Genomic DNA, 25,327 nt, shown 5'->3' with positions numbered 1-25,327 from the left:
TATTGAAAGCTTATATTATTTTCGGGAGGCCTTTTCATGTCTGATAACAAAGTAAAAATTAAAAAGCAAACAATTGATCCTACTTTAACTTTAGAAGATGTAAAAAAACAATTGCTTGAAAAAGGTAAAAAAGAAGGCCATTTGAGCCATGAAGAAATTGCAGAAAAAATGCAAAACTTCGATATGGACACCGATCAAATGGATGAATTTTTTGATCAATTGAATGATAATGACATTTCACTAGTAAACGAAAAAGATAGTTCAGATACCGATGAAAAACTTAATCCAAATGATTTAAGTGCACCTCCAGGCGTTAAAATAAATGATCCTGTCCGCATGTACTTAAAAGAAATTGGACGTGTTAACCTTCTTAATGCACAAGAAGAAATTGAATTAGCAAAACGTATTGAACAAGGCGATGAAATTGCTAAATCACGTTTAGCTGAAGCAAACTTAAGACTTGTGGTAAGCATAGCTAAAAGATATGTAGGACGAGGCATGTTATTCCTTGACTTAATTCAAGAAGGCAACATGGGACTAATTAAAGCTGTGGAGAAGTTTGACTTCAATAAAGGGTTTAAATTCTCAACTTATGCAACGTGGTGGATTAGACAAGCAATTACTCGTGCAATTGCTGACCAAGCACGTACAATTCGTATCCCAGTGCATATGGTAGAAACGATTAATAAATTAATCCGCGTTCAACGTCAATTACTTCAAGATTTAGGACGAGATCCTGCACCTGAAGAAATTGGTGAAGAAATGGACCTACCTCCTGAAAAAGTTCGAGAAATACTAAAAATTGCTCAAGAACCAGTGTCTTTAGAAACGCCAATCGGTGAAGAAGATGATAGTCATCTTGGTGATTTTATTGAAGACCAAGAAGCTCAAAGTCCTTCTGACCATGCAGCTTATGAATTGCTTAAGGAACAGCTCGAAGATGTGTTGGATACATTAACTGATAGAGAAGAAAATGTACTGCGCTTAAGATTCGGTTTAGACGATGGACGAACACGCACTTTAGAAGAAGTTGGTAAAGTATTTGGTGTAACAAGAGAACGTATTCGTCAAATAGAGGCAAAAGCTTTGAGAAAACTTAGACATCCAAGTCGAAGCAAACGCTTAAAAGACTTTATGGACTAAATCATATCCGCTTTATTCGGCTGAGACAATATAAGATGTCTCAGCCTCTTTTACATAAAGGAGAAATCAATGATATCACTAAATAAAAGATTGCAAACTGTTAGCAAATATATTCAACCAGGCGTTTTGGCTGACATTGGTTCAGATCATGCTTATTTACCCATCTATGCAGTTCAACATCATTTATGTAATAACGCAATAGCAGGAGAAGTTATCGAAGGACCGTTTAAGGCAGCTAAACAAAATGTCCATGCACATCACTTAACACAACAAATAGATGTTCGATTAGGCGACGGCTTAGCAGTTATTTATGATAATGACGTAATTGATTCAATATCAATTTGTGGCATGGGTGGACCGCTCATTGCTAAAATATTAACTGAAGGCCAGGCAAAATTATCAAAACAAACACGACTTATCCTTCAAAGTAATATTCAAACTGAGACGTTGCGTAAAACGCTAGTAAATTTAAACTTTACTATTATTGCGGAAGAAATTTTGATAGAAAAAGGTCATATTTACGAAATTGTTGTCGCAAAGTATAGCAATGAGAAACCACAATATACTAAATACGAACTTAAATTTGGTCCCATCTTATTGCGCAATAAAAATGATATTTTCTTTTCGAAGTGGCATCATGAACTTACTGCACTAAAACATATAAAAAAACAGTTAAATCCAACGACACATCAGGAGAGACTTCAAGAGGTCTCTCTTGAAGTCGAGTTGATTGAAGAGGTGTTAGCCAATGAAAATTGATGAATTAATGCAAATAATTGAAAAACATGTCCCTTTAAAAACTGCCGAATCATGGGATAATGTTGGCTTATTAATTGGTGACAAACATACAAAGATGACTGGAATTTTAACTGCGTTAGATTGCACAAATGAAGTGGTTGAAGAAGCATTAACAAAAGAAATCAACACTATTATATGTCATCATCCTTTAATCTTTAAAGGACTGACATCCATTACAGATGACGGTTATGGACGGTTGATACGTAAAATAATTCAACACGATATCCAAGTTATCGCGTTACACACTAATTTAGATCACTATTACAAAGGTGTCAACGCTATGCTAGCTACCAAATTAAAATTGCAAGATACTGAAATATTAGTGCCTCAAACTACAACATATTACAAAGTTCAAACATTTATTCCCGAAGAACATTTGGAACAATTTAAACGCCAAATTAGTAAAGCTGGATTAGCACAAGAAGGCAACTATGAATATTGTTTTTTTGAAAGTAAAGGTACGGGACAGTTTAAACCAGTAGGTGAAGCTAATCCTTTTATCGGTAAAATAGTTCACATTGAATATGTGAATGAAGTTAAGCTTGAATTTATGATTCAATCACAACAACGTAAACTTGCAGAACATTTAATTCAACAGTATCATCCTTATGAAACACCAGTTTATGATTTTATTGAACTATCAAAAGAAGCTGATAGCGGTTTAGGAATGATTGGAAATTTAGCAACACCTCAAAATGTTAAAGATTTTATTCAAGAAACAAAATCCACTCTAGCTATTCCAAGCTTGCGTTATGCTGGAAAACCTGATATAACAATTAGTCGAGTTGCAATCATTGGCGGCTCAGGTATCGGCTTTGAGCACGTAGCATTTCAAAGAGGAGCAGATATTTTTGTAACTGGAGATGTTAAACATCATGATGCGCTCGATGCAAAAACAGAAGGCATGAATATTTTAGATATCAACCATTATAGTGAATACGTCATGAAAGATGGTTTGAAACAGCTATTATCTGATTGGTTAACTGATCATGAAGCTGATATAACAATAGCATCTTCTTCTATCAATACTGATCCATTTCAATACTATTAATCATAGTAAAATAAACATAAATTAGGAGGCATTTTCATGTCCAAGCATCCATTTGAAACATTTAATTTAGAATCAACCATGCTAGATGCGATTAAAGATTTAAATTTTGAAAAGCCTACGGAAATACAAAATCGTATTATTCCTAAAATATTAAAAAGAACAAATTTAATCGGACAATCTCAAACTGGTACAGGTAAATCACACGCTTTTTTATTGCCACTCATGCATTTAATTGACATAGATCTTAAAGAGCCTCAAGTGATAGTGGTTGCACCAACCAGAGAACTAGCTCAACAACTTTATCAGGCTACTCAGCATTTGGCACAATTCAAATCAAACGTTAAGGTTTCATTGTTTATCGGGGGAACTGACATTGAAAAAGACAAACAACGTACGCATATACAACCACAATTCATCATTGGTACACCTACACGGATTAATGATTTAGCAATGAGTGGTCATTTACATGTTCATTTAGCTTCGTACTTAATTATCGATGAAGCAGATTTAATGATTGATTTAGGATTAATAGATCAAGTAGATCAAATTGCAGCGCGTCTAAATGATACGTCAAATATTGCAGTCTTTAGCGCAACTATACCTAAATCACTGCATCCATTTTTAAACAAATATCTAAATCAACCAGAGTTCATAGTTGTCGATAATCAATCTCAAAATAAGAAAAATATCGAATTCTATCTTATTCCAACAAAAGGTACAGCTAAAGTTGAAAAAACATTACAATTAATTGATATTTTAAATCCTTATTTATGTATTATTTTCTGCAATAGTCGTGAAAATGCTAATGAATTAGCAGACTCTCTAAATGCATCTGGCATCAAAGTCGGCATGATACATGGAGGTTTAACACCGCGTGAACGTAAACAGCAAATGAAACGCATTCGCAATTTAGACTTCCAATTTGTTATTGCAAGTGATTTAGCTTCTCGTGGAATCGATATTGAAGGTGTGAGCCATGTTATCAATTTTGATGTACCAAATGATATCGATTTCTTCACACATCGAGTTGGAAGAACAGGTCGAGGTAATTATAGAGGCGTAGCTATTACACTATATAGTCCTGATGATGAACATAATATTTCATTAATTGAGGACAAAGGTTATCAATTTGAAACGGTCGATATCAAAAACAATGAATTACAACCAGTGAAATCATTCAATACACGGAAAAAGCGCGAACGTAAAGACGACCACTTAACTAATGAAGTAAAGCAAAAAGTACGTAGTAAATCTAAAAATAAAGTGAAGCCTGGCTATAAAAAGAAATTTAAACAACAGGTTGAACAAATGAAGCGTCAAGAAAGAAAACAATATAGCAAACGACAAAATAGACAGAATAGAAAAAACAAAAAAGGTTAGGTGATAGTTATGCTATTAGGATCTCATGTGTCAATGAGTGGTAAAAAAATGTTACAAGGTGCTGCTGAGGATGCGCATAGTTACGGAGAATCAACATTCATGATTTATACCGGTGCGCCACAAAATACACGTAGAAAAAAGATAGAAGATTTAAATATCGCAAAAGGTCATGAAGCAATGAAATCCTATGGCCTATCAAATATTGTAGTACATGCGCCTTACATTATTAATATCGCTAATACTACAAAACCAGAAGTTTTCGAATTAGGCGTCAATTTTTTACAAAATGAAATTGAACGTACTCAAGCGATAGGAGCTAAAGATATCGTCTTACACCCTGGTTCACATGTTGGTGCTGGTGCAGATGCCGGTATTAAACGTATTATTGAAGGTTTGAATGAAGTACTAACGAATGATAATGACGTTCGTATCGCACTTGAAACAATGGCAGGAAAAGGCTCTGAAGTTGGACGCTCTTTTGAAGAGATTGCACGCATTATTGATGGTGTAAACAACAATGAACGTTTATCTATTTGTTTTGATACATGTCATACTCATGATGCTGGATATAATGTTAAAGAAGATTTTGACGGTGTTTTAAATGAATTTGACAAAATAATTGGTGTTGATCGCATCAAGGTTGTTCACGTCAATGATAGTAAAAATGAACGTGGTGCACATAAGGATCGTCATGAAAATATTGGATTTGGATACATTGGCTTTGATGCATTAAATTATATTGTCCATCATGATGCTTTTAAAGATATACCTAAAATTCTTGAAACACCTTTTGTAGGTGAAGATAAGAAAAATAAAAAAGCACCTTACAAGCTTGAAATTGAGATGCTAAAAGCACAACAATTTGATCCACAACTCAAAGATAAATTGCTAACGCAATAACTATTTAAAAACTGAGATTTTGATAAAGTCTCAGTTTTTGCAATTCTATCGTAAAGGTTACTATTTACAAATTTTATAAATATATGTATAGTAAATTGCGGGGTGAAAAAGATGTCAACACCAGTATTTGAATTGAGAAATATTAATTATTATTATGATCATAAGCAAGTTCTTGAAAATATTAATATTAAAATAAATAAAGGTGACTTTTTAGCAATTGTCGGTCCAAATGGTGCCGGGAAGTCAACGTTGTTAAAGATTATCCTCGGATTATTGCCATTGCAAACTGGCGACATTTATGTAGATGGGCAACAATATAAAAAGAAAAAGTCATCATTAAAAATAAGCTATGTATCACAAAAAGCAATTGCTTTTAATGCAGGATTTCCTGCAAGTGTAAGAGAAGTCGTTATGAGTGGCTTAACGAAAACAAAGCGACTTTTTCAACACTTTAATAAAAACGATTATCAACAAGTAGAACATGTCTTAAACAAATTGAATATTAGTCATTTAATGCATAAAAATATTGCCAAACTTTCTGGCGGTCAACAACAACGCGTCCTTATTGCACGTGCACTAATATCTAACCCTAGTGTACTTGTATTGGATGAGCCCACTAATGGCATTGATGCTAAACATGTTAGTGAATTTTATGAAACATTAGAAACATTAAAGAGAGAAGGCATCACTATCATTTTAGTTACACATGATATAGGCGTTGTAGCAGATACTGCAACAACAGTGGCTTGTTTAAATAAACATCTTCATTTTCATGGTACAACAGAAGCGTTTAAATCTTTGGATGAAGTCGAAATTTCTAAAATTTATGGTCACCCAATACAATTTGTTGACCATCAACATAACCGACAATGTTGTCAAAAATCATAATACTAATATCACTAGGAGTCAGATTATGTTATTAAATGTATATCGTTATCACACAAGTTTGATTAGAGGTGTTTACTTTTGATCGATGCATTATTAAACTTTGATTTTATGAGATACTCATTGATTAGCGGACTTTTAATAGGTTTTATTGCCCCATTGATCGGCGCATTTATTGTGGTTCGTAGATTATCCCTTATTGCTGATGCTTTAAGTCATGTCACTTTAGGCGGAATATCTTTTGGCATGTTTATACTAACCGTTTTTCCTGCGCTCATTATCATAAATCCAATGTGGTTTGGCATACTTTTTGCAATCATAGGTGCCTTACTTATTGAAAAATTACGTACTTCTTATACAAATTATCAAGAAATAGCTATCCCAATAATTATGAGTGCAGGTATCGCTTTAAGTGCCATATTTATATCTTTGGCAGATGGTTTTAATCAAGAAATAGTTGGATTACTCTTTGGATCGATTAGCGCAGTAAGTTTAAGTGATTTAGTGACAATTATTATTATTACTATAATTGTATTCAGCTTTGTCATGCTATTTTACAAAGAAATGTTTATCCTATCATTTGATGAAGAATATGCTACCGTTATCGGCATTCCAAAATGGATACAATTCTTATTTATTATTATTGTGGCTATGGTAATCTCAGCATCCATGCGCGTAGTTGGTATTTTATTAGTAAGTGCATTAATCACTTTGCCTATTGCAATTTCTATGAGAATTACAAATGGCTTTAAACAACTTATCATCAGTAGTATTATACTAGGGGAATTGTCAGTTGTATTAGGTTTAGTATTAGCATTTTATATGAACATTTCTCCTGGCGGTGTTATCGTTGCTTTATTAGTGATAATGCTAGGATTAACTATGCTACTACAAAAAGTAAATTTTAAAAAGGGTGTTTAATTATGAATACAAATGATGCTATTAAAATCCTTAAAGATAATGGTTTAAAATATACAGATAAGAGAAAACACATGCTTGATATTTTTGTTGAAAAAGATAAATATATTAACGCAAAGCATATCCAACAACAATTAGATCAACATTATCCTGGAATTTCTTTTGATACTGTCTATAGAAACTTACATTTATTTAAAGATTTAGGAATCATTGAAAGTACAGAACTAGACGGAGAAATGAAATTTAGAATTGCATGTACAAATCACCACCATCACCATTTTATTTGTGAACAATGTGGTGATACTAAAATCATTGAATATTGCCCAATTGATGAAGTTAAACAATTTTTACCAAACGTTGATATCCACACGCATAAACTTGAAATATATGGTACATGTGAGTCTTGTCAACATAAATCACATTAACTTTTCATCAATCATATTTATACCAATAAATGTTTAAATATAGGTCAATAGTCTGAATTTCCTTCCATTTAAGTATTTATATTAGTTTTATGTTTAAAATAATTTCAAATGCGCTATAGTAATATAGTAAGAATAATAATATAGTATATGGATAAGCAAATACTTTGTTGTATCCCAGATTACTTGTTATTATGAGTTAGAACATATTTAGGAGGATGATTAATAATGGCTTTTGAATTACCAAAATTACCATATGAAGCAGATGCATTAGAACCACATATTGATAAAGAAACAATGGAAATCCATCATGATAAACATCATAATACGTATGTGACTAAATTAAATTCTGCAGTTGAAGGTACAGACTTAGAGTCTAAATCTATTGAGGAAATTATTGCCAATTTAGATAGCGTTCCTGAAAACATTCAAACAGCTGTACGTAATAATGGTGGTGGACACTTAAACCATTCACTATTCTGGGAATTTTTAACTCCTAATTCTGAAGAAAAAGGTACTGTAGTTGATAAAATTAAAGAACAATGGGGTTCTTTAGATGAATTCAAGAAAGAATTCGCTGACAAAGCTGCAGGTCGTTTTGGTTCAGGTTGGGCATGGTTAGTTGTAAATAACGGTAAATTAGAAATTGTTACAACGCCTAACCAAGACAACCCATTAACTGAAGGAAAAACACCTATCTTATGTATAGATGTATGGGAACACGCATACTACTTAAAATATCAAAATAAACGTCCTGATTATATTAGTGCATTTTGGAATGTGATAAATTGGGAAAAAGTTGACGAATTATATAATGAAGCTCAAAAATAATTAGTCACATATCACGGTCTCGCTATCGAGACCGTTATTTTTTTACCAAAATAATAGAAATATCTCGCGATTTCATATATCATTTGATAGTAGAGAAGTTGAATAGAGGTAGGTTATTTTGCTTAAAAGGTTAAAGGAAAAATCAAACGATGAAAAAATAAGAAATACAATGAATCACCGCATTAATTTTATATTCGGACTCATTGTCTTTATTTTTGTAATAATTGTACTCAGATTAGGATACTTGCAAATCGCACAAGGCTCACATTACAAACAAGAAATCAAAGATAACGAAAATATCACTGTAAATGAATCTGTACCACGGGGACGTATATTAGATCGAAACGGCAAAGTGCTTGTAGATAATGCTTCAAAAATGGCTATTACATATACGAGATCTAAGAAAACATCCCAACAAGAAATGTTAGACACGGCTAAAAAGTTAGCCAAATTAATTCATATGGATACAGATAAAATAACAACTAGAGACAAACAAGACTTTTGGATACAACTTCATCCGAAACAAGCCCAGCAAATGATGACAAAAGAACAAAACTTAATTGATGATGGTAGTATTACTCAAGATCAATACGATGAAGCACTTCATAATAAAATAAGTAAAAAGCAATTAAATTCATTCTCTAAAGATGATTTGCAAGTACTAGCAATCTATAGAGAAATGTCAGCTGGTTCAACTTTAGACCCACAAATGATTAAAAATAAAGATGTTTCAGAAAAAGAATATGCAGCCGTATCTCAACAGTTAAATAAATTACCTGGCATTAATACAACTATGGATTGGGATCGTAAATATCCTTATGGTGATAGCCTAAGAGGTATTTTTGGTAATGTTTCTACACCTGCTGAAGGTGTACCTAAAGAATTAACGGAACAATATCTTGCTAAAGGCTATTCTAGAAATGATCGTGTGGGCAAGTCATATTTGGAATATCAATATGAAGATGTGTTACGTGGTAAGAAAAAAGAAATGAAATATACGACCGATAAATCAGGACGTGTTATTAATTCTGAAGTAATCAATCCAGGTGCACGTGGTCATGATTTACAACTAACTATAGACATAGATTTACAGAAAAAAGCTGAGGAGTTATTAGAAAAGCAAATTAATAAATTAAGAAGTCAGGGTGCAAAAGATATGGATAACGCTATGATTGTTGTTCAAAACCCTAAAAACGGTGATATCTTAGCAATGGCTGGTAAACAAATTGATAAAAATGGTAAGCTAACTGACTATGACATTGGTAACTTCACAGCACAGTTCGCAGTTGGGTCATCAGTGAAGGGTGGCACACTACTTGCTGGATATCAAAATAACGCCATAAAAGTTGGTGAAGAAATGGTAGACGAACCACTACATTTCAGAGGCGGACTCACTAAACGCTCTTATTTTAATAAAAATAATCGTATTACAATCAATGACAAAGAAGCCTTAATGCATTCATCGAACGTATATATGTTTAAAACTGCATTAAAATTAGCTGGAGATCCATATTCATCTGGCATGACATTACCAACCGATATCTCAGCAGCGGGGCAAAAACTTCGTAAAGGCCTTAATCAAGTAGGCTTAGGAGTAAAAACTGGCATTGATTTACCAAACGAAACTGCAGGTCAAACGGCACCATTGACAAATAATCCTGGTAATTATTTAGACTTAGCGATAGGACAATACGATACCTATACGCCAATACAATTGTCGCAATATGTGTCTACAATTGCTAATAACGGATATCGCATACAACCTCATATCGGTCTTGCAATACATGATTCTACAAATACCGATGAGTTAGGACCACTTAAGAAAAAAATTAAGGGTAACGTATTAAATAGAGTCAATAATACACAAGATCAACTTGATGAAGTTAAAGCAGGCTTTAAAATGGCCTTTAATAAACAAGACGGTACTGGATATGCAAGTTTCCATAAAACCACTGTGCCTTCTGCAGGAAAAACAGGTACAGCTGAAGTCTTCCAAAATGGCGAATCACGTGTTAATTCAACATATATTGGATATGCACCGATAGATAATCCACAATTAGCATTTTCTATCGTTTATACAAATCAACCGGTGCCACCACCATGGTTAAACGGTGGCGATTTAGGAAGAGATATTATTAATTACTATTTTAAAGATCATGCCGATAAAAAGGATAACGATGGTAATAATGAAACAGATTAACATCAAAATGTATATAGGTTTAAGCTAACAATAATAGCCGTCTAATACATCAACAATCCACTTAAGACTTAATATTCATTGCAGAAGTATAGGTGTTCATTTAGCAGCTATTAACACAGCCAATTAAAAATAGTACTTTTCAATTAAGTATGATAGTGGTATGATTAATAAGTCGTATTTAGATAAGGTAAGGAGGTATAATCATGCGCGTAAACGTTACATTAGCTTGTACAGAATGTGGTGACAGAAACTACATCTCAACTAAAAACAAAAGAAATAATCCTGAACGTGTTGAAATGAAAAAATATTGTTCACGTGATAATAAACATACTTTACACCGTGAAACTAAATAATTTGGTAATGGTTTGACAAGCTAGGACATTATTCCTAGATAAATTAGCCAGTAAGTGAGTTTTGTAAATTCATTTACTGGCTTTTTTATTGGCTTTGAATAGAAATCATACAGATAAAAAGATTTAGGTGTTGCAATTTTAATCCGTTTTATTTATGTTCAAACCGTTTTAATTATTACAAATTATCGTTTTGTATAAATGACAATATATTTTATAAACGTTATAATAAGTGGATAAGAGGGTGATAGATTGACTAAAAAACAAATTCGTCAAAATATGATTTCAAAGATGAAATCTTTTGATGCTTCTTCTAAAAAAACTGCAGACCTATGGCTAAAGGGTCAATTATTCCAGCAAGAAGTATTTCAAAAAGCTCAAAAAATTTCTATCGTGCTTTCTATGCCCCATGAAGTGAATACATATGACATTATAGAAACGGCAATTAAAATGGGAAAACAAATATATGTTCCTCACACTGATTATAATGAAAATCATATGACATTTAAGCAATTATTATCATTAAATGATATAAGTAAAGATGCAAAAGGAATTAATTATTCTACTTCAAACACGGCTACAACCAATGAGTTAGATTTAATTATTGTCCCTGGTGTAGCCTTTAATAAAGACGGATATAGAATAGGCTACGGGGGCGGATATTATGACCGCTTTTTAAGTGAACATCCTTCTCATACGATTAGTTTAGTTTATGATTTCCAAATCGTGAACTTTGCAACTGATTATTATGATCAGGCTGTGGATCAATTAATTATTTATACAACATAGCGCTATGGAGGACGCCATGAAATTAGAAAAACTTTATTGGAAATCAAGTTATTACTGGATTAGATATTTAAACTATGACTATATATATCAAAATAGCGAACAGCATGAACTATGGTTATGCAATAGAAAAAAACAGTCTCTCATTATTATTAAAGATACCGTTAACTCATCACAAGAAATTAGATTTGACAAATCAAAGATTAAAGAAAACATCAATGATATTGCGCTAAAATTTAACTTCCAACCAAAAACCTGTGATTTTTACTACTTTTCGGACAAACCTGTCCCCATTGAAGATTTACAAGAATTACAGCCGTTAAAAATAAGTGTTAAAATAATAGCGTCTGAAGCTGATGCGCAACAATGTATACCGAATAAATTTTTACGTCGTCTTTTTAATAAAAAAGATAGTAAAACAACAGCTTATTACAAAAAAAGAGTGCTAAATCAAAATCCTCTAGACAAATATATGGCAAAATTTTCTCCTGCTACCTATAGTTTAATTACTATAAATATTGTAATTTGGCTTAGCATGATATTACTATTAAATCGCTTTTCAAATATAAAGCTCTTAGACATGGGTGGTTTAGTCCACTTTAACGTTGTTCATGGAGAATGGTATAGACTTATTACTTCGATGTTCTTACACTTTAATTTTGAACATATATTGATGAATATGCTATCGCTTTTTATATTTGGTAAAATTGTTGAAGCGATTATAGGCCCAATGAAAATGTTGATTTTATATATTATTTCTGGACTTTTCGGAAATTTTTTATCTTTGTCTTTTAATACTGATACTGTTTCAGCTGGTGCTAGTGGGGCAATTTTTGGGCTTATAGGTGCCATAATAGCAATGATGATAATAAGTAAAGTTTATTCTCGTAAGATGATTGGCCAATTATTGATTGCATTAGTTATACTAATTGGGTTTTCGCTGTTATTATCAAACGTTAATATCATGGCACACCTTGGTGGTTTTATATCTGGCTTATTACTAATCTATATAGGCTATTATTATAAAGCGAATCGGAATATTTTTTGGTTGCTCTTAATCGTATTTTTAATACTTTTCATTTTATTGCAGGTTAGAATATTCACGATTAAAGAAGATAATATTTACAATATTCTTATAGAAGATGAAATGAATCATTATAACTATAACGAAGCCGAAAAAATAGTTTCACAGACGTTGGATAATCATTATGATGATGCTAAAACATACTATTTAAAGGGGTTAATTACAGCAGCTACCAAATCTAAAGCTGAGAGCATCGCTGAGTGGGAAAGGGGATTGCGCAATTATCCTAATTCAGGATTATTAAATTATGAATTAGCTATCGCAAATCGATCACTTAGTGACAATAAAAAAGCTGAAAAATATATTAATCATGCTTTAAAGGTAGAACCCAACAATGCGGATTATTTAAATTTAAAAAAAGAGTTGAAAATAGTCAATGAAGACAAAAATTAATAGTTTTTATGATGTTCAACAATTACTTAAAGAATTTGGCTATATTATTTATTTTAAAAATCCAAAAGATACGTGTGAAATGATGGCACAAGAGATTAGAAGCTTATTTGATTATCAGCTTATTTCAAAAGATACTTATTTAAAAAGTTTATTGATTATTAACCAAAGAAGGAATGAACACAAATGAAGAACATAATTTTAGCAGCAGATATTGGTGGCACAACTTGTAAACTAGGCATCTTTGATGAACAATTGAATCAATTAAAAAAATGGTCGATTCATACAGATACTTCTGATCCATCAGGTGTGACATTATTAACACAAATTAAACAATCATTTGAAAAACAACTACCACAACAAAATTACACAATGGACAATGTAATAGGCCTTGGGATAGGAGTTCCTGGTCCTGTTGATTTTGAAAGTGGTGTTGTATATGGTGCTGTTAATCTACATTGGACAAACCATGTAAATGTAAGAGAAATTTTTTCCAAAATGCTTGATTGTCCAATTTATGTAGATAATGATGCTAATGTTGCAGCACTTGGCGAAAAACATAAAGGTGCCGGCAAAGGTGCCGATGATGTTGTAGCTATTACACTTGGTACTGGACTTGGCGGAGGCGTAATCTCTAACGGAAAATTAGTTCATGGACACAATGGTTCAGGTGCGGAATTAGGACACATTCGAACAGATTTTGATCAAAGATTTGATTGTAATTGTGGACATGCTGGTTGTATTGAAACTGTTGCTTCAGCTACTGGTGTGGTTAATTTAGTTAACTTTTATTATCCAAAATTAACTTTTAAATCATCAATTTTACCTTTAATTAAAGAAAATAAAGTTACTGCAAAAGCAGTTTTTGATGCAGCAAAAGCTGGTGATCAATTCTGTATTTTTATCACTGAAAAGGTTGCTAATCATATTGGCTATTTATGTAGTATCATTAGTGTAACTAGTAACCCTAAATATATTGTGCTAGGTGGTGGTATGTCTACAGCAGGTGCAATATTAATAGAAAACATCAAAACTGATTTTCATCATTATGCGTTCAAACCGGCTCAGCACAATACAGAGATTGTTCAAGCTAAACTAGGTAATGATGCTGGTATTACAGGCGCTGCCGGTTTAATTAAAACTTATATTATTGAAAAGGATGGTGTTAAATAATGGCTATTGTAGATGTAGTTGTTATTCCAGTAGGTACAGAAGGACCAAGTGTAAGTAAATATATTGCAGAAATACAAACAAAATTAAAAGAGTTTAAAGACCAAGGGAAAATTGATTATCAATTAACACCTATGAATACTTTAATAGAAGGCGATTTAAAAGATTTATTTGAAGTAGTACAAGCCATACACGAATTACCATTTGATAAAGGATTAGACCGAGTTTGTACGAATTTACGTATAGATGATCGAAGAGATAAAAAACGTAAAATGAATGATAAACTAAAATCTGTCCAAAAACATTTGGACAACAAAGGTGAATAAATTATGAGAATTTCAAAACTAACGTTAGGTTTAGTTGATACCAATACTTATTTTGTTGAAAATGATCATTCCGTTATTTTATTTGATCCCGCAGGTGAAGTAGATAAAATCTTTAAAAAATTAAATCAAATTAACAAACCATTACAAGCTGTTTTATTAACACATGCGCATTTTGATCATATAGGCGCACTTGATGAAGTATTAGCAAAATATCCAGTTCCCCTATATATGAATGATGAAGAATTCAGCTTTCTGACTACACCAGAAAAGAACGGATCTGAAAAATTCCAACAATATGGTATGCCAATAGTTGTTAGCACAGCTAAACCTAAGCCGCTTCAAGAAGGCCATGCAAATATTCAAGGCTTTGAGTTTGATGTCTTGCATACACCAGGACATTCTCCAGGTAGTTTATCTTATGTCTTTAATGACTTTGCAATAGTTGGTGATACACTATTTAATAATGGCATAGGACGAACAGATTTATATCGTGGTGATTACGAAACATTAGTTGACTCTATCAAAGATAAACTCTTTGAATTAGATGGCGATTTACCTTTGTTCCCTGGACACGGAGATTATACGACAGTTGATGATGAACAATTAAATCCCTATTTAAATGGTTAAAGTAAAAATAACACCTCCTACGTTTATATATGTAGGAGGTGCTTTTATGAAAATATTATTTAAGGAAATTGTTAACAAAGCGATACAACAGAATGCAAGTGATATTCACTTTATTCCAAGTCAAACTACTGTCATCATTAAATTTCGTGTTAATGACCAACTTGTAGATTATGAAGAATTAAATTTAAGCATCTATACTAAACTGTTAACGTTTATGAAATTTCAAGCTGGCTTAGATGTATCAACACATCAAATCGCCCAAAGTGGAAGATATACCTATCAATATAAGCAACAATATTACTTAAGAATCTCAACTTTACCACTATCATTAGGTACAGAAAGTTGCGTCATTCGTATCGTACCACAATACTTTCAACAACATAAAACGTGTTACCAATTTAATGATTTCAAACAGTTTATGAATAAAAAGCAAGGATTGTTATTATTTAGTGGTCCAACTGGATCTGGTAAAAGTACACTGATGTATCAAATGGTTTTATATGCACAACAAGAGCTTAATTTAAATGTTATTACAATTGAAGATCCAGTTGAACAGTTGATATCAGGCATTACACAAGTATCTGTAAATGATAAAGCAGGCATTAATTATGTATCAACATTTAAAGCTATTCTGCGCTGTGATCCTGATGTTATCTTAATTGGCGAAATTAGAGATGCCAGTATCGCAAAATGTGTTATTCAGGCAAGTTTAAGTGGCCATTTAGTATTATCTACAATTCACGCAAACAACTGCAAAGGAACTTTATTAAGATTATTAGAAATGGGAATTTCAGTTCAAGAAATATGTCAATCAATTAATTTAATCTCTAATCAAAGACTCATTACCACCCTAAATCAACAACGAGCATTGGTTTGCGAAATGATGATAAATCATCAAATAGAATACTTTTTTGAACATAATCATACCTTGCCTAAATCATTTCATCATTTATCACAGTTAATTGGTAACATGTCAAAAGAAGGGGTCATTTGTGAAGAAACTGCTAATAAATATACTTAATTATCATCGCAAGCCTTTAACTCACAAACAACAAGCAGAGTTGTTATTAAGCTTGTGTAATCTGTTAGACAATGGTTTTACATTACTTGAAAGCTTTAAATTCCTTAATTTTTATTATCTTTCTAAAAATGTACAGTTAGCATCACAAGTAATAAGCACTATAAAAAGCGGAGGTAATTGCTACGAAGTTTTAAAATTATTAACATTTTCTCCAGGTATTCTTTCACAAATTTATTTTGCAGAACAGTATGGTGAATTTACTAATTCATTAAGACAAACAGCTCAATATATGCAACGACATATCAAAGCAAAAGAACGGTTTATTAAAACCATACAATATCCAATCGTTTTAATTATTGTTTTTCTTGGCATACTGACAACTTTAAAATTAACTGTCTTACCTCAATTTACACAACTTTATGACACTATGAATGTTCCTGTATCACGAGGACAACATCTCCTTACAATACTTATCAGCTACCTACCTAATATTATTTTACTATTCTCAACTTTATTAATGATTTCTGTACTCATAATAAAATACTTTTTAAAACGTATCGATGTATATAAGCAAATACAATTTATAACTCATATACCTATTGCTAACAACTATTATAAATTGCTAATGACATATAAATTAGCTAACGAACTAGCATTGTTTTATAAGAATGGTATATCACTTCAAAAAATAGTATCTATATATACTGAGCAGAACAATGATATGTTTTTAAATTACCTTGGACAGCGATTATTAGAAAAATCTAATCAAGGTCAATCATTATCACAAATTCTCAAAGATGAAGCTTGTTTTCAAAATGATTTAATTAAATTTTTAGAACAAGGAGAAAAGAGTGGCAAATTAGATATGGAATTGCACTTTTATAGTCAAATCCTTATTCAGCAATTTGAAGAAAGAGTCAATAAACATTTAAAATTTATTCAGCCTTTCATCTTTATTATTTTAGGTTGCTTTATCATCACTATTTATCTAGTCATCATGTTACCAATGTTCAATTTGATTCAAACAATTAAATAATAAAGGAGCTAATTATGAAATTTTCTTTTTATAAAAAATGCAAAGCGTTTACACTAATAGAAATGTTATTAGTATTACTAATTATTAGTGTCTTGCTTATCTTAATTATTCCAAACATTGCCAAACAAACAGCACATGTACAATCAACAGGTTGTGAAGCACAAGTAAAGATGGTCAATAGCCAAATAGAAGCCTATACTCTAAAGCATAATGGATCTCCAAAAAGCATTGATGATTTAATTTCTGAGGGTTTTATTAAAGATGGTCAAAAGAATTGCAAATCTGGGGAAACCATCAGCATATCAAATGGTGAGGCAGTTGCAAATTAACAAAGCTAAAGCATTCACTTTAATTGAAACAATGCTTGCCTTATTTATCATACAACTTCTTCTTTTCATCTCAATAAGCTATCTTTCAACTTATCATTACATTCAATCTGCTCACAATAATAATGTAACATTACTAATCAATCAATTTGACTTTTATAAATCTAAAGCACTTCGGAATCATCAATCCATTACTTTATTATTTTCAAAAAACAGTAATCAAATAAAAGTGATTGAACAACATGGTCAAAAGTATCATTTTAGTATCTCTAATGGTTATATTTACCGTATATCTAATATTTCACTTCTAACTTTCAATGCCCAAGGAGAAATCAACCAATTTGGTTCTCTTTATATAAAATATCCAACTGCAACTTATAGAATAATTTTTAATATCGACCAAGGGAGAATACGTTATGAAAAAATATAGACTTCAAGGTGTACTACTTATTGATAGTCTATTCGGACTGTTAATCGTTGTTTTAATATATACGACGATAATCAGTTCATTTCAACAATTAAATAATAATTATCAAGAGGAGTTATATCATTTGGATAATTTAAACGTCATGCTAAACGCAGTTAAGCACTACAAATTTCAAGAATTAGCTAAAGGAGTTACTGTTGATGAGTATTATATTCATTTAAACTCATCATCAATTTGTGGTTTAAATGCACAGACACATATTAAAACATGTATTAAAATTTAGGATCGCTTCATTTACGTTAATTGAGATGCTATTAACCCTTTTTATAACCTTCACCCTCTGTATGTTGCTTCCTCTCTTTATTCATAATGCAAATTACTATTTTCATCAAGCAACGAATGCTTTTGATGTTGAATATGAATTATTTGCTATATCATTACACCAAAATAAAGTTTTTCAGCATGCTACTTTTGAAGTCAAAACTCCTCAGAAGATACTGATAAAAAAGAATCATGAATTACTATGGCTCAAATATCAATCTCATAAAATAATTTTAGAATATCCACACAAAGGTAATATTATTTTATTAAACGATGTACAGTCAGCGTCCTTTACTATTGTGAACCATCAATTTATTAAAATTCATTTGCAAAGTGGAGGTGTCATGAATATTTATGAAAAAAACTTATACCTATCACAATAAAGCTTTTATAAGTATCGCGCTTCTTGTAATTTTTACAATTTATCTATCACTTTTATTTTTATATACGGTACAATATACAGTAAAGCTTAAGACTTTAAATAATTTAGAAATGTATTACAATAATCAGATTATTGAGACGTTCAAAAAAGGAAGATGACATTGTTTAATTTTACAAAACCAATTATTTTTATTGGATTTATGGGTACTGGAAAATCAACGTTAGCACAATTTATGGCTCAAAAGCTCACTCTATCTTTTGTTGACTTAGATCAATTCATTGAAATAAACGAGCAGCAATCAATACCTGAAATATTTGCAACACGTGGCGAACAACATTTTCGTGAGTTAGAATATCATTACTTAAAAGAAGCGTTACAGCAATTTGATATTATTGCAACAGGTGGGGGAATTATTGAAAATGATGCTTCCTTTCATTATCTAAAAACGCAACAAAATGTGATATGGTTAGATTGCGACATCGATATAATTTATCAAAGAATTGTTAACGATTCACATCGACCTAATGCTAAAAGCAAAACCAAATCCCAATTAAAAAGCTTGTATTTAACAAGGGTTTCAAGATATAATGAAATCGCATTCATAAAAGTGAATAGTAGTTTTTCTATTCAACAACTTTATGAAGAGATTATCAATAGCATAAATCGCGATTGATCAGTATTAGAGAGCATAAAGTAGTTAAACTACTTTGTCGCCGAAGGTGCAAGTTGTATAAACGAAACTCTCAGGCAAAAGGATAATACTGTAACGCATCCTGAATTCGTTTATAAACAGGGTAGCTTTGGCTATCCTGTTTTTTTATAAAATAATAGGGGGTTTTTAAATGACAAGCGAATTAAAAAAAACACCATTGTATCAAAACTATGTAGATAGTGGTGCTAAGATTGTAGAATTCGGTGGATGGGCTATGCCTGTTCAATTTACTAGTATTAAAGATGAACATAAAGCAGTTCGATATGATATTGGGTTGTTCGATGTCAGTCATATGGGAGAAATAGCTATTAAAGGTAATGATGCTAGTAAATTTGTCCAATATTTACTTTCAAATGATACAAACAACTTAACTGATAATAAAGCTCAATACACTGCTTTATGTAATGAAGAAGGCGGTGTCATTGATGATTTAGTAATTTATAAATTAGAAAATAATGATTATTTATTAATCGTCAATGCTGCAAATACTGATAAAGACTTTACTTGGATAGAAAAGCAAAGTTCAAAGTTTGATGTGACAGTATCAAATGTTTCAGACAAATATGGTCAATTAGCTATTCAAGGACCAAAAGCAAGAGATTTAGTCAGTCAATTAGTTGATATAGATGTTAGTGAAATGAAACCTTTTGAATTCAAACAAAATGTAAAATTATTAGGAAAAAATGTAATTCTATCACAATCTGGATATACTGGTGAAGACGGCTTTGAAATCTATTGTGATATTAATGATACTGTTGATATTTGGAACGGCTTGTTAGAACACGATGTTGTACCATGTGGCCTTGGTGCACGTGATACATTACGTTTAGAAGCTGGGTTGCCATTACATGGTCAAGATTTAACAGAGAGTATTACACCATATGAAGGCGGAATTGCCTTTGCAGCTAAACCTTTAATTGAAGAAGACTTTATCGGTAAATCTGTCTTGAAAGATCAAAAAGAAAATGGTTCTAAACGAAGAACTGTAGGCCTAGAATTATTAGAAAAAGGCATTGCTCGTACTGGTTATGAAGTTATGGATTTAGATGGTAACGTGATTGGAGAAGTCACTTCTGGTACTCAATCACCAACATCTGGAAAATCTATTGCTTTAGCAATTATTAATCGTGACGAATTTGAAATGGGACGGGAATTATTAGTTCAAGTTAGAAAAAGACAATTAAAAGCTAAAATTGTTAAAAAGAATCAAATTGAAAAATAATTAAGGGGTGTGTACTTTGAGTCATCGTTATATTCCATTAACTGATAAAGATAAGCAAGAAATGTTAGATACTATTGGTGCGAAATCTATTAATGACCTATTTGGAGATGTACCTAAAGATATTCTTTTAAATAGGAATTTAAATATTGCTAGTGGAGAGTCTGAAACCACTTTATTGAAACGTTTAAACAATATAGCAAATAAAAACATTACGAAAGAGACGCATACTTCATTTTTAGGCGCTGGTGTATATGATCACTACGCACCATCTGTCGTAGATGCAATGATTTCACGATCAGAATTCTATACCGCTTATACACCTTATCAACCCGAGATTTCTCAAGGTGAGCTTCAGGCTATTTTTGAATTTCAAACATTGATTTGTGAATTAACAAATATGGATGTTGCCAATTCTTCAATGTATGATGGCATAACAAGTTTTGCCGAAGCTTGTATCTTAGCTTTTAACCATACTAAGAAAAACAAAATCGTTGTATCTAAAGGTTTACATTATCAAGCATTACAAGTTTTAGACACGTATGTGAAAGTACGCAAAGATTTCGAAGTTGTTGAAGTAGATCTTGACGGTACAGTTACTGATTTAGACAAATTAGAAGCAGCTATCGATGATAATACAGCTGCAGTTGCAGTACAATATCCTAATTTCTATGGATCAATTGAAGACTTGGAAAAAATCCATTCATTTATTGAAAATAAAAAAGCATTATTTATCGTCTATGCAAATCCATTAGCGTTAGGCTTACTGACACCTCCAGGTTCATTTGGTGCAGATATTGTAGTAGGCGATACGCAACCATTCGGTATTCCAGCACAATTTGGTGGGCCACATTGTGGATATTTTGCAACGACCAAAAAGTTAATGCGTAAAGTACCAGGTCGTTTAGTTGGGGAAACACAAGATGACCACGGAAATCGTGGATTTGTTTTAACTTTACAAGCTAGAGAACAACACATTCGTCGTGATAAAGCCACATCTAACATTTGTTCAAACCAAGCACTTAATGCACTAGCTTCATCAATTGCTATGTCTGCGCTTGGTAAACAAGGGATTTATGATATTGCAGTTCAAAATCTAGAACATGCAAATTATGCAAAAGAACAATTTAAGTCTCATGATTTTAAAGTTTTAGATGGTACATCATTTAATGAATTTGTGGTTCAATTTGATAAACCAATTGCAGATATCAACGCTCAATTAAAAGACGAAGGTATTATTGGCGGATTTGATCTTGGTGCCGTATCAGATGACTTGAACAATCATATGTTGATTGCAGTTACTGAATTAAGAACAAAAGAAGAAATTGATACATTCGTTAAGAAAGCTGGTGAGTTAAATGGTAAGTAAATCTAGCCCATTAATTTTTGAAAGATCTAAAGAAGGAAGATATGCGTATTCATTACCACAATCTGATATCAAAACCGACGCTGTATCATCAATTTTAGATGAGAAATTTATCCGAAAAGAAAAAGCGGAATTACCTGAAGTTGCTGAGTTAGACTTAGTTCGTCACTATACAGAGTTATCAAACAAAAACTTTGGTGTTGATTCTGGGTTTTATCCTTTAGGTTCTTGTACGATGAAGTATAATCCAAAAATTAATGAAAAAGTTGCACGTATTCCAGGATTTGCTGAATCTCATCCGCTCCAAGATGAGGATCAAGTTCAAGGCTCTTTAGAAATTATTTATAGCCTACAAGAAGAACTTAAAGAAATAACTGGCATGGATGAAGTCACACTTCAACCAGCTGCAGGTGCTCACGGTGAATGGACTGCATTAATGATTTTCAAAGCGTATCATCAAAAAAATGGTGAAGGCCATCGAGATGAAGTTATTGTTCCTGATTCTGCTCATGGTACAAATCCTGCTTCTGCATCATTTGCCGGATTTAAATCTGTCACTGTAAAATCAAATGAACGTGGAGAAGTTGATATTGATGACTTGAAACGTGTTGTTAATGAAAATACAGCAGCTATTATGTTAACTAATCCAAATACATTAGGAATTTTCGAAAAAAACATCATGGAAATTCGTGAAATCGTACATGAAGCAGGAGGATTACTTTATTATGATGGTGCGAACTTAAACGCTATCATGGATAAAGTACGCCCAGGAGATATGGGATTTGATGCCGTACACTTAAACCTTCACAAAACATTTACAGGTCCACATGGTGGTGGCGGCCCTGGTTCTGGACCAGTTGGTGTAAAAAAAGAATTAGCTAGCTATTTACCTAAACCTATGGTTATTAAAGAAGGGCAAACATATAAATACGACAATGACATTGAAAATTCTATTGGACGTGTCAAACCATTTTACGGTAACTTTGGTATTTATTTAAGAGCGTATACTTACATCAGAACGATGGGTGCTGAAGGTCTTAAAGAAGTATCTGAAGCTGCAGTATTAAATGCTAACTATATTAAAGCTAGTTTGAAAGACTATTTTGAAATACCTTATGAACAGTATTGTAAACATGAATTTGTGCTTAGCGGTTCTAAACAAAAAGAACATGGCGTGCGTACACTCGATATGGCAAAACGTCTACTAGACTTTGGTGTACATCCACCAACAATCTATTTCCCATTAAATGTTGAAGAGGGAATGATGATTGAACCAACAGAAACTGAGTCTAAAGAAACACTCGACCACTTTATTAATGCAATGATTGAAATTGCAGAAGAAGCAAAAAACGATCCTGATAAAGTATTAGAAGCACCACATACCACTATTATTGATCGTTTGGATGAAACACAAGCAGCACGTAAACCAGTATTAAAATTCGAAAATTTGCACGCTGAAAAAGAATAATCATAAATAATCCCTTATAGACAAGCACGTTTCTCTATAAGGGATTTATTTTTTCTAAAATCCAATATCTTAGTTCCATATATTAAAAACACATGAGCGCACATTGCTAGTGGCGGGGCCCCAGCACAAAGAAATGCGAAGCCATTTTTCAAGCGGGGCGAGTTGAAGTGGCTGAAAGCTGTCCTCTAAGAAAGCCAATCATAGGAAGTGTAGTCAATAAATTAGCCAGTAAATGAATTTACAAGAAACTCACTTACTGGCTAATTTTTCTAATGATGTCCCAAACGCATCTAATTTTTATCGTATTACTTTTTGGACTTGATTTTACCAGTCCATTTTTTATAGCCACCTTTTAACATATAAAGGTTTTTGTAGCCATTTTTCTTTAATATTCTTGCAGCACGATAACTTGCGATACCATTTGCATCACAAAGATAAATAGGTTGATCTTTTCTCAAACCTTGAAATCTTTGTTTAAACATCGTGATAGGAATATTTCGGGCACCATTAATATGTCCGTAATCGTAATCAACTTTCTCTCGCACATCTATCACTTGTGCTTTTCTTAGACCACTATGAAATTCATTTTGATCTAATTCTGTTACGGATCTTTTGTTCAAAATCCAATTATATAGCATGTAAAGAATGATTAAAACAATAATCGCTATAGCAATGATCAAAGAGATATTCATCTTGCATCCTCCCTAAATTACCGATATTATAATTATAAGACTGTTGGCGCAAATTATCAAAATAATTTAATGCTAATTCCGTAAATTATTTTAGTAATTTTACTTTAATGCTAGCATAGAAATATATAGATTAGTGAATGGAGTTTTTTTATGACTGAAACATGGAATTTTATCAATACTGGTAGTCATGATCCTTTTTATAATATGGCTATGGATGAAGCCTTATTAAACTTTGTTGCCAGTGGTGACATTGGGCCAGTTATTCGCTTTTATACGTGGAATCCTGCAACATTATCAGTGGGATACTTTCAGCGATTAACGAAAGAAATTGATATTGATAAAGTAAAAGAAAAAGGTTTCGGACTTGTAAGACGTCAAACCGGAGGACGTGGTGTTCTTCATGATAAAGAACTAACATACAGTGTTATTGTTCCTGAATCTCACCCTAATATGCCTTCTACTGTAACAGAAGCGTATCGCGTTATTTCACAGGGATTATTAGAAGGATATAAAGAACTTGGGTTAGACGCTTACTTTGCTATACCTAAATCAAAAGAAGAAAGAGAAAAGCTTAAACAACCTCGTAGTGCAGTATGCTTTGATGCACCAAGTTGGTATGAATTGGTAGTTGAAGGGAGAAAAATTGCAGGAAGTGCACAAACAAGACAAAAAGGGGTTATTCTTCAGCACGGTTCATTACTTCAAGATGTTGATGTTGATGAATTATTTGATATGTTTATCTTCAAAAACGAGCGTTTAAAAAGTAAAATGAAAGCTGCTTTTGTAGATAAAGCTGTTGCCCTAAATGATATTGCTGATCACTATATTTCTATCACGGATATGGAACAAGCATTTGAAAAAGGTTTCAAACAAGGATTAGGTATAGAATTAAAGCCACTCACTTTAACAGATGAACAATTGCAAGAAGTAAAAAAACTCGAAGATAAATATCGTTCAGATGAATGGAATTATAGAAAATAATCACTTCTTTAATAAAACAGGGTCTGGGACGGTGTAAATCCATAATAAACAGCAGTAAGATAATTTTTAGAAAATATCTTACTGCTGTTCTCTATTTTCACAATACTTCGTATTG

General features: G+C 32.1%; 29 protein-coding genes and 1 riboswitch. Of the genes, 28 read left to right on the top strand and 1 reads right to left on the bottom strand.

The annotated features are described in order from the left end of the window. The first annotated feature begins 36 nt into the window (after positions 1 to 36). From rpoD to gcvPB, 27 genes are all read left to right on the top strand, one after another. A complete protein-coding gene (rpoD, locus tag HMPREF3267_RS03535) occupies positions 37 to 1,143 on the top strand; it encodes an RNA polymerase sigma factor RpoD (protein WP_002458998.1) in 1,107 nt (368 codons plus the stop codon). A gap of 69 nt (positions 1,144 to 1,212) precedes the next feature. After that, entirely contained in the window at positions 1,213 to 1,902 is a 690-nt protein-coding gene (locus HMPREF3267_RS03530) for a tRNA (adenine(22)-N(1))-methyltransferase (RefSeq protein WP_062077680.1), read from the top strand. Beyond that, entirely contained in the window at positions 1,892 to 2,992 is a 1,101-nt protein-coding gene (locus HMPREF3267_RS03525; RefSeq protein WP_070823833.1) for a Nif3-like dinuclear metal center hexameric protein, read from the top strand. The genes HMPREF3267_RS03530 and HMPREF3267_RS03525 overlap by 11 nt, the downstream gene beginning before the upstream one ends. Before the next feature lie 36 nt (positions 2,993 to 3,028). Further along, positions 3,029 to 4,372: a DEAD/DEAH box helicase gene (locus HMPREF3267_RS03520; RefSeq protein WP_062077677.1), complete on the top strand. Its 1,344-nt coding sequence runs from the start codon at positions 3,029 to 3,031 to the stop codon at positions 4,370 to 4,372. 9 nt (positions 4,373 to 4,381) lie between these two features. Further along, complete coding sequence (locus HMPREF3267_RS03515) at positions 4,382 to 5,272, top strand: deoxyribonuclease IV (RefSeq protein WP_002478123.1); 891 nt, start codon at positions 4,382 to 4,384, stop codon at positions 5,270 to 5,272. 111 nt (positions 5,273 to 5,383) lie between these two features. Continuing rightward, positions 5,384 to 6,160, top strand: a complete 777-nt coding sequence (locus tag HMPREF3267_RS03510; protein WP_002478124.1) for a metal ABC transporter ATP-binding protein — start codon at positions 5,384 to 5,386, stop codon at positions 6,158 to 6,160. A gap of 78 nt (positions 6,161 to 6,238) precedes the next feature. Continuing rightward, on the top strand, positions 6,239 to 7,078 hold the full coding sequence (locus tag HMPREF3267_RS03505) for a metal ABC transporter permease (protein WP_002478125.1): 840 nt from the start codon (positions 6,239 to 6,241) through the stop codon (positions 7,076 to 7,078). Between the two features lie 2 nt (positions 7,079 to 7,080). Next, a complete protein-coding gene (locus HMPREF3267_RS03500) occupies positions 7,081 to 7,500 on the top strand; it encodes a Fur family transcriptional regulator (RefSeq protein ID WP_002459005.1) in 420 nt (139 codons plus the stop codon). Between the two features lie 225 nt (positions 7,501 to 7,725). Continuing rightward, positions 7,726 to 8,328, top strand: a complete 603-nt coding sequence (locus tag HMPREF3267_RS03495; RefSeq protein ID WP_002459006.1) for a superoxide dismutase — start codon at positions 7,726 to 7,728, stop codon at positions 8,326 to 8,328. 118 nt (positions 8,329 to 8,446) lie between these two features. Next, entirely contained in the window at positions 8,447 to 10,528 is a 2,082-nt protein-coding gene (locus tag HMPREF3267_RS03490; RefSeq protein WP_002459007.1) for a peptidoglycan D,D-transpeptidase FtsI family protein, read from the top strand. A 203-nt stretch (positions 10,529 to 10,731) separates the two neighbouring features. Continuing rightward, positions 10,732 to 10,881, top strand: a complete 150-nt coding sequence (rpmG, locus tag HMPREF3267_RS03485; RefSeq protein WP_001830957.1) for a 50S ribosomal protein L33 — start codon at positions 10,732 to 10,734, stop codon at positions 10,879 to 10,881. A 249-nt stretch (positions 10,882 to 11,130) separates the two neighbouring features. Beyond that, positions 11,131 to 11,667 carry a 5-formyltetrahydrofolate cyclo-ligase gene (locus HMPREF3267_RS03480; protein ID WP_002459008.1) on the top strand — a complete coding sequence of 179 codons (537 nt, stop codon included), beginning with the start codon at positions 11,131 to 11,133 and terminating at the stop codon, positions 11,665 to 11,667. 16 nt (positions 11,668 to 11,683) lie between these two features. Then, positions 11,684 to 13,141 (top strand): rhomboid family protein, encoded by a 1,458-nt coding sequence (locus HMPREF3267_RS03475; RefSeq protein ID WP_002478127.1) that lies wholly within the window; start codon positions 11,684 to 11,686, stop codon positions 13,139 to 13,141. Continuing rightward, positions 13,125 to 13,328: a YqgQ family protein gene (locus HMPREF3267_RS03470; RefSeq protein ID WP_002459010.1), complete on the top strand. Its 204-nt coding sequence runs from the start codon at positions 13,125 to 13,127 to the stop codon at positions 13,326 to 13,328. Before HMPREF3267_RS03475 ends, HMPREF3267_RS03470 begins: the two co-directional genes overlap by 17 nt. Next, on the top strand, positions 13,325 to 14,311 hold the full coding sequence (locus tag HMPREF3267_RS03465) for an ROK family glucokinase (protein ID WP_002478128.1): 987 nt from the start codon (positions 13,325 to 13,327) through the stop codon (positions 14,309 to 14,311). The genes HMPREF3267_RS03470 and HMPREF3267_RS03465 overlap by 4 nt, the downstream gene beginning before the upstream one ends. Beyond that, positions 14,311 to 14,634: an MTH1187 family thiamine-binding protein gene (locus HMPREF3267_RS03460; RefSeq protein ID WP_002459012.1), complete on the top strand. Its 324-nt coding sequence runs from the start codon at positions 14,311 to 14,313 to the stop codon at positions 14,632 to 14,634. The genes HMPREF3267_RS03465 and HMPREF3267_RS03460 overlap by 1 nt, the downstream gene beginning before the upstream one ends. A 3-nt stretch (positions 14,635 to 14,637) precedes the next feature. Next, a complete protein-coding gene (locus HMPREF3267_RS03455) occupies positions 14,638 to 15,261 on the top strand; it encodes an MBL fold metallo-hydrolase (RefSeq protein WP_002459013.1) in 624 nt (207 codons plus the stop codon). Positions 15,262 to 15,307: 46 nt separating this feature from the next. Next, entirely contained in the window at positions 15,308 to 16,282 is a 975-nt protein-coding gene (gene comGA / locus HMPREF3267_RS03450) for a competence type IV pilus ATPase ComGA (RefSeq protein WP_002478129.1), read from the top strand. Then, positions 16,254 to 17,318, top strand: coding sequence for a competence type IV pilus assembly protein ComGB (comGB, locus tag HMPREF3267_RS03445; RefSeq protein ID WP_002478130.1), 1,065 nt, complete (start codon positions 16,254 to 16,256; stop codon positions 17,316 to 17,318). Before comGA ends, comGB begins: the two co-directional genes overlap by 29 nt. A 14-nt stretch (positions 17,319 to 17,332) precedes the next feature. Beyond that, complete coding sequence (gene comGC / locus HMPREF3267_RS03440) at positions 17,333 to 17,647, top strand: competence type IV pilus major pilin ComGC (protein WP_002459016.1); 315 nt, start codon at positions 17,333 to 17,335, stop codon at positions 17,645 to 17,647. After that, a complete protein-coding gene (gene comGD / locus HMPREF3267_RS03435) occupies positions 17,580 to 18,074 on the top strand; it encodes a competence type IV pilus minor pilin ComGD (RefSeq protein ID WP_225306455.1) in 495 nt (164 codons plus the stop codon). The genes comGC and comGD overlap by 68 nt, the downstream gene beginning before the upstream one ends. Next, complete coding sequence (locus HMPREF3267_RS03430) at positions 18,061 to 18,354, top strand: hypothetical protein (protein ID WP_002459018.1); 294 nt, start codon at positions 18,061 to 18,063, stop codon at positions 18,352 to 18,354. Before comGD ends, HMPREF3267_RS03430 begins: the two co-directional genes overlap by 14 nt. Further along, on the top strand, positions 18,317 to 18,775 hold the full coding sequence (locus tag HMPREF3267_RS12835) for a competence type IV pilus minor pilin ComGF (protein WP_014533299.1): 459 nt from the start codon (positions 18,317 to 18,319) through the stop codon (positions 18,773 to 18,775). Before HMPREF3267_RS03430 ends, HMPREF3267_RS12835 begins: the two co-directional genes overlap by 38 nt. A 153-nt stretch (positions 18,776 to 18,928) precedes the next feature. Continuing rightward, positions 18,929 to 19,447 (top strand): shikimate kinase, encoded by a 519-nt coding sequence (locus HMPREF3267_RS03415; protein WP_002459021.1) that lies wholly within the window; start codon positions 18,929 to 18,931, stop codon positions 19,445 to 19,447. Continuing rightward, positions 19,444 to 19,543: riboswitch (glycine riboswitch) on the top strand. (Overlaps the previous gene by 4 nt.) Before the next feature lie 73 nt (positions 19,544 to 19,616). After that, positions 19,617 to 20,708, top strand: a complete 1,092-nt coding sequence (gene gcvT, locus HMPREF3267_RS03410; RefSeq protein ID WP_037544364.1) for a glycine cleavage system aminomethyltransferase GcvT — start codon at positions 19,617 to 19,619, stop codon at positions 20,706 to 20,708. Positions 20,709 to 20,724: 16 nt separating this feature from the next. Then, entirely contained in the window at positions 20,725 to 22,074 is a 1,350-nt protein-coding gene (gcvPA, locus tag HMPREF3267_RS03405) for an aminomethyl-transferring glycine dehydrogenase subunit GcvPA (protein ID WP_002478134.1), read from the top strand. Then, a complete protein-coding gene (gene gcvPB / locus HMPREF3267_RS03400) occupies positions 22,064 to 23,539 on the top strand; it encodes an aminomethyl-transferring glycine dehydrogenase subunit GcvPB (protein WP_002478135.1) in 1,476 nt (491 codons plus the stop codon). The genes gcvPA and gcvPB overlap by 11 nt, the downstream gene beginning before the upstream one ends. A gap of 305 nt (positions 23,540 to 23,844) precedes the next feature. On the opposite strand, the gene HMPREF3267_RS03395 is transcribed toward gcvPB, so the two are convergent. Beyond that, on the bottom strand, positions 23,845 to 24,231 hold the full coding sequence (locus tag HMPREF3267_RS03395; RefSeq protein WP_002459025.1) for a rhodanese-like domain-containing protein: 387 nt from the start codon (positions 24,229 to 24,231) through the stop codon (positions 23,845 to 23,847). A gap of 150 nt (positions 24,232 to 24,381) precedes the next feature. Here HMPREF3267_RS03395 and HMPREF3267_RS03390 point away from each other — a divergent pair, with 150 nt between their 5' ends. Next, the gene (locus HMPREF3267_RS03390) at positions 24,382 to 25,212 is read left to right on the top strand and encodes a lipoate--protein ligase family protein (protein ID WP_002459026.1); all 831 of its coding nucleotides are present in this window, start codon (positions 24,382 to 24,384) and stop codon (positions 25,210 to 25,212) included. Positions 25,213 to 25,327 lie beyond the last annotated feature (115 nt).

The organism is Staphylococcus sp. HMSC62D11 (genome assembly GCF_001839145.1).
In the GTDB taxonomy this organism is placed as follows: domain Bacteria; phylum Bacillota; class Bacilli; order Staphylococcales; family Staphylococcaceae; genus Staphylococcus; species Staphylococcus lugdunensis.
This window is presented reverse-complemented; position numbering and strand designations above follow the sequence as displayed.

Excerpts from the sequence above, each read along its gene's own strand:
- HMPREF3267_RS03515 (WP_002478123.1), top strand. The coding sequence starts at position 4,382 with ATGCTATTAGGATCTCATGTGTCAATGAGTGGTAAAAAAATGTTACAA.
- rpmG (WP_001830957.1), top strand. The coding sequence starts at position 10,732 with ATGCGCGTAAACGTTACATTAGCTTGTACAGAATGTGGTGACAGAAAC.
- rpoD (WP_002458998.1), top strand. The coding sequence starts at position 37 with ATGTCTGATAACAAAGTAAAAATTAAAAAGCAAACAATTGATCCTACT.
- HMPREF3267_RS03470 (WP_002459010.1), top strand. The coding sequence starts at position 13,125 with ATGAAGACAAAAATTAATAGTTTTTATGATGTTCAACAATTACTTAAA.
- HMPREF3267_RS03495 (WP_002459006.1), top strand. The coding sequence starts at position 7,726 with ATGGCTTTTGAATTACCAAAATTACCATATGAAGCAGATGCATTAGAA.
- HMPREF3267_RS03530 (WP_062077680.1), top strand. The coding sequence starts at position 1,213 with ATGATATCACTAAATAAAAGATTGCAAACTGTTAGCAAATATATTCAA.
- comGC (WP_002459016.1), top strand. The coding sequence starts at position 17,333 with ATGAAATTTTCTTTTTATAAAAAATGCAAAGCGTTTACACTAATAGAA.
- gcvT (WP_037544364.1), top strand. The coding sequence starts at position 19,617 with ATGACAAGCGAATTAAAAAAAACACCATTGTATCAAAACTATGTAGAT.
- HMPREF3267_RS03460 (WP_002459012.1), top strand. The coding sequence starts at position 14,311 with ATGGCTATTGTAGATGTAGTTGTTATTCCAGTAGGTACAGAAGGACCA.
- HMPREF3267_RS03465 (WP_002478128.1), top strand. The coding sequence starts at position 13,325 with ATGAAGAACATAATTTTAGCAGCAGATATTGGTGGCACAACTTGTAAA.
- HMPREF3267_RS03520 (WP_062077677.1), top strand. The coding sequence starts at position 3,029 with ATGTCCAAGCATCCATTTGAAACATTTAATTTAGAATCAACCATGCTA.
- comGA (WP_002478129.1), top strand. The coding sequence starts at position 15,308 with ATGAAAATATTATTTAAGGAAATTGTTAACAAAGCGATACAACAGAAT.
- HMPREF3267_RS03430 (WP_002459018.1), top strand. The coding sequence starts at position 18,061 with ATGAAAAAATATAGACTTCAAGGTGTACTACTTATTGATAGTCTATTC.
- HMPREF3267_RS03500 (WP_002459005.1), top strand. The coding sequence starts at position 7,081 with ATGAATACAAATGATGCTATTAAAATCCTTAAAGATAATGGTTTAAAA.
- HMPREF3267_RS03475 (WP_002478127.1), top strand. The coding sequence starts at position 11,684 with ATGAAATTAGAAAAACTTTATTGGAAATCAAGTTATTACTGGATTAGA.
- HMPREF3267_RS03390 (WP_002459026.1), top strand. The coding sequence starts at position 24,382 with ATGACTGAAACATGGAATTTTATCAATACTGGTAGTCATGATCCTTTT.
- HMPREF3267_RS03525 (WP_070823833.1), top strand. The coding sequence starts at position 1,892 with ATGAAAATTGATGAATTAATGCAAATAATTGAAAAACATGTCCCTTTA.
- HMPREF3267_RS03455 (WP_002459013.1), top strand. The coding sequence starts at position 14,638 with ATGAGAATTTCAAAACTAACGTTAGGTTTAGTTGATACCAATACTTAT.
- gcvPB (WP_002478135.1), top strand. The coding sequence starts at position 22,064 with ATGGTAAGTAAATCTAGCCCATTAATTTTTGAAAGATCTAAAGAAGGA.
- HMPREF3267_RS12835 (WP_014533299.1), top strand. The coding sequence starts at position 18,317 with ATGCACAGACACATATTAAAACATGTATTAAAATTTAGGATCGCTTCA.
- HMPREF3267_RS03415 (WP_002459021.1), top strand. The coding sequence starts at position 18,929 with ATGACATTGTTTAATTTTACAAAACCAATTATTTTTATTGGATTTATG.
- HMPREF3267_RS03395 (WP_002459025.1), bottom strand. The coding sequence starts at position 24,231 with ATGAATATCTCTTTGATCATTGCTATAGCGATTATTGTTTTAATCATT.
- HMPREF3267_RS03510 (WP_002478124.1), top strand. The coding sequence starts at position 5,384 with ATGTCAACACCAGTATTTGAATTGAGAAATATTAATTATTATTATGAT.
- comGD (WP_225306455.1), top strand. The coding sequence starts at position 17,580 with ATGGTCAAAAGAATTGCAAATCTGGGGAAACCATCAGCATATCAAATG.